Genomic DNA, 6,506 nt, shown 5'->3' with positions numbered 1-6,506 from the left:
CTGGGTGGTGCTGTTGGTGGCGGTGCGCAGGCCGGTAGTGATTTCGGTGCGGGGCTGTCCACCGGTATCGGTGGTGCTTTCGATGCTGGCACGCACGCGGGTGGCGATCTTGGTGGCAGCCTGAGCAGCGGTATTGGCGGTGCCTTCGACACTGGTGTGCAGGCCGGTAGTGATTTCGGTGGCAATCTGTCGACCGGTGTGGGTGGTGCTGTTGGTGGCGGTGCGCAGGCCGGTGGTGATTTCGGTGGGGGGCTGTCTTCTGGTTTGAGCGGTGCGGTCAACGCGGGCGGTCAAGCGGCCGGTGGCGTGGAATCGGGCCTGTCTACGGGTATTGGTGGTGCTGTCGGTGCGGGTGGGCAGGCGACCGGTGGTCTGGAATCCGGGTTGTCGACGGGAATCGGCGGTGGGCTCGACGCTGGTGCGGGGCTGTCCACCGGAATCGGTGGTGCGGTTGACGCTGGTGCGCAGGGTGCCGGTGGGCTCGAGACCGGGTTGTCCAGCGGAATTGGTGGTGCCCTCGGTGGCGGTGCGCAGGCTGGGGCCGGTCTCGGCGGTGGGTTGTCTACCGGTCTCGGTGGTGCTTTCGGTGCGGGTGGGCAGGCGACCGGTGGTCTGGAAACCGGGCTGTCCACCGGAATTGGTGGCGCTGTCGACGCTGGTCTGGGCGGTGGCTCGGCTGCCGGTCTGGGCGGTGCGGTCGGTGGCGGTGCGCAGGCCGGTGGCGATCTGGGCGGTGGGCTGTCGGCCGGCCTCGGCGGTGCTGTCGATAGTGGTGCGCAGGCCGGGGCCGGGCTGTCCACCGGAATCGGTGGGGCCGCCGGAGCCAGCGGGAGTGCGTCCACAGGTTTGAACGGTGCTGTCGATGCGGGGGCGCAGGCTACCTCGGGGATCGAGGGTGCCTTCGGTGCCGGGGCGCAGGCGGGTTCGGAGCTCGGTGGCGGTCTGGCTTCCGGTGTCGGCGGCGTGGTCAATGCCGGTACGGGGCTGGGCGGCGGAGTGTCGACCGGCGTGTCTTCCGGTGCGTCGTCAGGGGTGTCCTCTGGGGTTTCGTCTGGGATCGGCGCGGCCGGTCAGGTGACGACCGGGCTGGAATCGACTCTGGCCACGGGGGCCGCGCTCGGTTCGGGCGCTGACCTCGGTGGCGGGTTGTCGACGAGCCTTGGTGGTGTTGTCGGTGGCGGCGGACATGGCGGGTCGGGTCTGGAGACCGGTCTGGGCGGTGGTGTCGACGCGGGTGCGCAGGCGGCCGGCGGCCTGGGTGGCGCGGTCGGTGGCGGTGCACACGCCGGAGGCGATCTCGGTGCGGGCCTGTCGTCCGGTTTGGGCGGCGCCCTCGGTGGCGGTGCGCAGACGGGCGCCGATCTCGGTGCGGGTCTGTCCTCCACTGTCGGTGGTGCGCTCGGTGGTGCCGCGCACGCTGGTGCGGGTCTGTCCACAGGTTTGAGCGGTGCCGCTAATGCCGGGGGCCACGCGGTGACCGGTTTGGAGACCGGTCTGTCCACCGGAATCGGGGCTGCCACCGGTGTCGGCGGCAGCGTGTCGACCGGTGTGCAAGGTGCGGTCGATGCCGGAACTCATGTGGGCACCGGCCTTTCCACCGGAATCGGCGGTGCTGTTGACGGCGGTGCGCATGCGGGCACCGGTCTGGCGACCGGGCTCGGCGGTGCTGTTGACGGTGGTGCGCATGCGGGCACCGGTCTGGCGACCGGGCTCGGCGGTGCTGTTGACGGTGGTGCGCATGCGGGCACCGGTCTGGCGACCGGCGTCGGCGGTGCGGTCGACAGTGGCGCGCATGTCGGAACCGGTCTGGAAACGGGCCTCGGCGGTGCCGTCGACGGCGGCGCGCATGCCGGAACCGGTTTGGCGACAGGGCTTTCCACCGGTGTCGGCGGATCGGCGAATGCCGGCCTCGGCGGCGGTCTCTCGTCGAGCGTCGACAGCACGGTGCACTCCGGTGCCGGCTCGGCTGGCTCGGCCGGCGGTGCGGCGCACGCAGGTGCGGGCGGTGCGGCGGATCTCGGCGGTCACGCCGGTTCGGCGCTGACCGGCGGCGCCTCCTCGACCGTCGGATCGACCGCGAATACCTGGTCGTCACTGGACGTTTCGAATGCCTTCGGTTCCGGACTCGACAGTTCGGCCGGCTCGCATCTGGACAGCTCGGTGACCGGACACAGCGATTCCGGGCTCTTCACCGATAGCCATGCGGGCACCGATCTGGGCGGACACGCGGGCGGCGATCTCGGCGGCGACGCCTTCCTGCATTAAGAAGGTATCTGCCGCGGCGGATATCGGTAAGAAAGAGGTTCGATGGGGACACCCGCAGTGCATGCTCAACCGCCCGCAGTACCGCTGCTGACGGTACTGGGTGAAACCATCGCCGCGGCACGCGCCGCGGGTCGCAATGATCTGGTCGGCCGCCTGGAAATGGCGGCCGACCGGGTCCGTGATCCGCGGCGGCGCATCGTGATCGCCGGACAACTCGGTCAGGGCAAGAGCTGTTTCATCAATGCCCTGTTGAATCTCGAGATCTGCCCGGTGGGCGACGACGCGACCACCGCGGTCCCGACCATGCTCGCGCACGGCCCCGAACCGCGCGCCGAACTCGTCCTGGCCGGTCCGAGCGGTACCGAGGAGGCGCGAGTTCCGCTGCCGGTCGACGAGGTCGGCTCGATCACCGTACGCACCCCGCAGGCACACGGTCGTCGCGTGCTGCGCCTCGAGATCCAGCTCCCGAACCCGCTGCTGGCCGACGGCATCGTCCTGGTGGACACCCCCGGCGTCGGGGCGCACGGAAGCTCCTATGCGGCAGGGGTTCTCGGCACGGTCACCACCGCCGACGCGGTGCTGCTGCTCTCCGATGCCTCCACCGAACTCACCGAGCCAGAGCTGGCCTTCCTCCGGCAGGTCCGCGAACTGTGCCCGACCACCGCACTGCTGCTCACCAAGATCGACCTGTATCCCCATTGGCGCCAGGTGCATCAGGCCGACGAGGGCCATCTGAGCCGCGCGGGGGTCGAGGTGCCGATCATCCCGGTTTCCGCGGTACTGCGCCGACACGCGATGATCCTGCAGGACCAGCAGCTGGGCGCGGAATCCGGCTTCGGTGTGCTGTACCAGTTCCTGCGCGATCAGGTGGTGGCCCGCGACCAGGCGGCGACCCGGCTCGCGGTGGCGCACGATATCCAGTCGGCCGCAGAGCATTTGGCGCTCGCCCTCGGCAGTGAGTTGGTCGCGCTGCGCGATCCCCGCCAGGGCGCGATGGCGGTCCGCGAACTGCAGCTGGCCAAGACCACCGCCGAGGATCTGCACCGGCGCACCTCGGCCTGGCAGCTGACCCTGTCCGACGGCATCACCGATCTGGCCGGCGATATCGATCACGATCTGCGCGAACGCCTGCGCGAGATCGCCAGAACCGGTGAGGAATGGATCGATAAACACGATCCGGGCCGCCATTGGGACCGGATTGCCGAATGGCTCATCGGCGATATCGACACCGCGCTCGGCGACAACCTGCTCTGGATGCATACCCGCGCCGTGGAACTCGCCGAGCGGGTCGCCGAACACTTCACCGAGATCGGCATGGTCGAACTGCCCGACGTCGGCTCCGGCCTGCACACCGAGGACAGCCGCGCCGGCTCGGGCACCCTGGCCGATCTGGAGCCCGATATCGGCTTCGGCAGCAAGATCTTGGTCGGCATGCGCGGCTCCTACGGCGGTGTGCTGATGGTCGGCCTCGCCACCACCTTCGCCGGGCTCGCGATGCTCAATCCGATCTCCATCGGTGCCGGTGTCCTATTGGGCGGCAAGGCATTTCGCGATGACAAGCAGGCCAGGCTGGCCCGGCGCCGCAACGAGGCCAAGGTCGCGGTCCGGCGCTTCGTCGACGATGTCGCCTTCCAGGCCGGCAAGGAGTCCAAGGACCGCCTGCACCGCGTCCACCGGGCGTTGCGCGATCACTACACCGGCATCGCCGAACGCAGCCTGCGTTCGATCGACGATTCGCTGCGGGCCGTGCAGGAGGCGACGAATATGGAGACGGCGCGGCGGACCGAGCGCTGTGCGGTACTCGACCGGCAGCTGCACATGGTCGCCGAGCTGCGGCGCTACGCCGACGCCATGTAACCGGCCATCGTCGCGCCGAGAGCAGGGGCCGCCGGTACGGTATCTCCGTGAGAAGAGACGTGACCCGGCATGATGTCCGGCAGGCGCCCGGCATCGTCGCCGAGGCGCATCAGCTGGTCGCCGCGGCCAGGCAGGCGTTCCCGCGCGAGCCGCGACCGCGTGCGCTGCTCGCCGACTGTGCCCGCCGCCTGGATCAACCGCTGCGGGTGGCGCTTGCGGGTTCGTTGAAGGCGGGTAAGTCGACTCTGCTCAACTCGCTGGTCGGACAGGACATCGCCCCGACCGATGCGACCGAGTGCACCCGCGTGGTCACCTGGTATCGCAATGGCTCGACCCCGAGCGTCACGGCCTACGCACCCGACGGCTCGACGGCGAATGTGGTGGTGCGCCGCGGCAGCGGCACCCACGGGCTGACCTTCGATCTGGAGCGGCTGAACTGGAACGCGCCGGGCCCGCGTCCGGTCGACCATCTCGAGGTCGAATGGCCCGCCGCCGCGTTGGCGAATACCACCATCATCGACACCCCGGGCACGTCGTCGCTGTCGCGGGAGGTGTCGATGCGCACCGCGCGACTGCTCACGCCGGGTGATGCCGACGGCGATCGAGAGGCGGCGGGTGTATCGGTCCCCGGCGCGGACGCCATCGTCTACCTGCTGCGTCGGCTGGACGACACCGATGTTCGCTTCCTAGAGCAGGTCGGTGCCGGAACCGCTGGTGCACAGGGCATTTCGGGTCCACTCGGGGTGATCGGGGTGGTCTCGCGCGCCGATGAGATCGGGGCGGGCCGGATCGACGCACTGCATTCCGCCCGCGACGTGGCGATGCGTTTCGCGGGGGAGCTGGAGCGAACCGGGCTGTGCCAGGCGGTAATTCCCGTCGCCGGTCTGCTCGCATTCGCCGCGGCGACCTTGCGTCAGCAGGAATTCACCGCCTTCGAGGCATTGGCCCGGGTTCCGGTCGATGAGCTGAGCGCGGCAATGCTGTCCGCCGATCGCTTCGCACGCCCCGATATCGCGCTCCCGGTCCCGCCGGAACTGCGCGCCCAGCTCGCCGAACGCTTCGGCCTGTTCGGAATTCGGATGGCGGTGACGCTGATCCGGCTCGGCGTGCGCGATTCCGCCACGCTGGCAGCGGAATTGACCAATCGCAGTGGCGTAGACGAACTGCGCTCGGTGCTCGATGTCCAATTCGCCCAGCGCGCAGACCAACTCAAGGCGCACTCGGCCCTGACTGCCCTGGCCCGCGTCCTCACCGCATACCCGGGCACCCCCGCAGACCAACTGCTGCCCCGGGTCCGCACCCTGCTCGCCGACGTGCACGGCTTCGCCGAACTCCGCCTGCTCGGTCGCCTGCGCACCGATGAACTGGCCCTGCCCGCAGCCGATCTCGCCGAACTGCACCGCCTGATCGGCGGCTCCGGCGTCGCACCGCACCTGCGACTCGGCCTGCCCTTCGGCACCGACCCGGCCACACAGCGCGCCCAGGCCATGGCCGCCGTGCGCAAATGGCGTGCCCGCGCCCGTCACCCCTTGGCCGACCAGTTCACGACCACCGCCTGCCTGACCGCGGCGCGCAGCGCCGAAGGAACCCTCAGCCTGCTGCCGGAGTGATCCCGCGGTGAGCTCGACGAGCCAACCGCCGCTTGCCCGAATCGCTGGCGCTGGCGGTCGCGGCGACGGCGACGCCACCGAAGCCTGTGCGCTTTGGTCGCGATCCATATCACCCCACTGGTCCGCCACGGCCCGCGCCAGCCGGCCGGGCTCGGCCCAAGTGCGTGCGCGACGCCTTTGGGAGTCGGTAGCTGATCGAGTCAGCCGGTGATCCGGCGCAAGGCGTCGGCCAACTCCTTGCCGGACGGCGCGTGTTCCGGATCGATCAGAACCTGTGCGGCCAGGCCGGTGAGTAGCGCCTGGTAGAAGGCGCCGATGGCGCGCCCGCCTTCGGTATCGGATTCATCGATGCCCTCGAAGAGCCGGGCCAGGCCGCGGCGCGCCTCGTCGAGGCTGGCCGCCAGTTGTTCGCGGGTCGTCTCGTCCTGTCCGGTTTGGGCGAGGATGTCGAAGGTGGCGGACCAGAGGCCGCGGTGGTCGGCGATCGAGTCGAGCACCGCGGTCCAGTTCGCTTCGAAGCGTTGCAGGGCAGTCGCATTCGGGTCCGCCGCGGTGCTCAGGGTGCGTTCGAGTTCGTCGCCCCATTCCCGATTCGCCTCTGCCAGTGCCGCATTGAGCAGCGCCTCCTTGGATCCGAAGTGGTAGCCGATGGCGGCCATGCTGACCCCGCCCGCCGCATTGGAGATATCCCGCACGGTGGTGCGCGTGTAGCCCTTCTCGAACAGGCAGCGGCGTGCGCCTGCCAGCAGATCTTCGCGATTTCCCATGGTCAGC

Annotated in this window: 5 protein-coding genes; 3 read left to right on the top strand and 2 right to left on the bottom strand. The window is 69.8% G+C overall.

Annotated features, from left to right (window positions below; all coding sequences use genetic code 11):
* Nucleotides 1-294 (bottom strand): hypothetical protein (locus ACHQ4I_RS06075; protein WP_420770663.1); only part of this gene is annotated, 294 nt, incomplete at its 3' end.
* A gap of 90 nt (nt 295-384) precedes the next feature.
* On the opposite strand from ACHQ4I_RS06075, the gene ACHQ4I_RS06070 reads away from it, so the two are divergent.
* From ACHQ4I_RS06070 to ACHQ4I_RS06060, 3 genes are read left to right on the top strand one after another with little or no spacing between them, the layout of a single operon-like run.
* Nucleotides 385-2,265, top strand: a complete 1,881-nt coding sequence (locus tag ACHQ4I_RS06070) for a hypothetical protein (protein WP_420770662.1) — start codon at nt 385-387, stop codon at nt 2,263-2,265.
* Nucleotides 2,266-2,307: 42 nt separating this feature from the next.
* Complete coding sequence (locus ACHQ4I_RS06065; protein WP_420770661.1) at nt 2,308-4,122, top strand: dynamin family protein; 1,815 nt, start codon at nt 2,308-2,310, stop codon at nt 4,120-4,122.
* A 47-nt stretch (nt 4,123-4,169) separates the two neighbouring features.
* Nucleotides 4,170-5,732 carry a dynamin family protein gene (locus ACHQ4I_RS06060; RefSeq protein WP_420770660.1) on the top strand — a complete coding sequence of 521 codons (1,563 nt, stop codon included), beginning with the start codon at nt 4,170-4,172 and terminating at the stop codon, nt 5,730-5,732.
* A gap of 200 nt (nt 5,733-5,932) precedes the next feature.
* Here ACHQ4I_RS06060 and ACHQ4I_RS06055 read toward each other — a convergent pair whose 3' ends face one another.
* A complete protein-coding gene (locus tag ACHQ4I_RS06055; protein ID WP_420770659.1) occupies nt 5,933-6,499 on the bottom strand; it encodes a TetR/AcrR family transcriptional regulator in 567 nt (188 codons plus the stop codon).
* Nucleotides 6,500-6,506 lie beyond the last annotated feature (7 nt).

Source organism: Nocardia nepalensis (assembly GCF_048910785.1).
GTDB lineage: Bacteria > Actinomycetota > Actinomycetes > Mycobacteriales > Mycobacteriaceae > Nocardia > Nocardia nepalensis.
This window is presented reverse-complemented; position numbering and strand designations above follow the sequence as displayed.

Coding starts and splice junctions, on each gene's coding strand:
- ACHQ4I_RS06065 (WP_420770661.1), top strand. CDS start 2,308: ATGGGGACACCCGCAGTGCATGCTCAACCGCCCGCAGTACCGCTGCTG.
- ACHQ4I_RS06055 (WP_420770659.1), bottom strand. CDS start 6,499: ATGGGAAATCGCGAAGATCTGCTGGCAGGCGCACGCCGCTGCCTGTTC.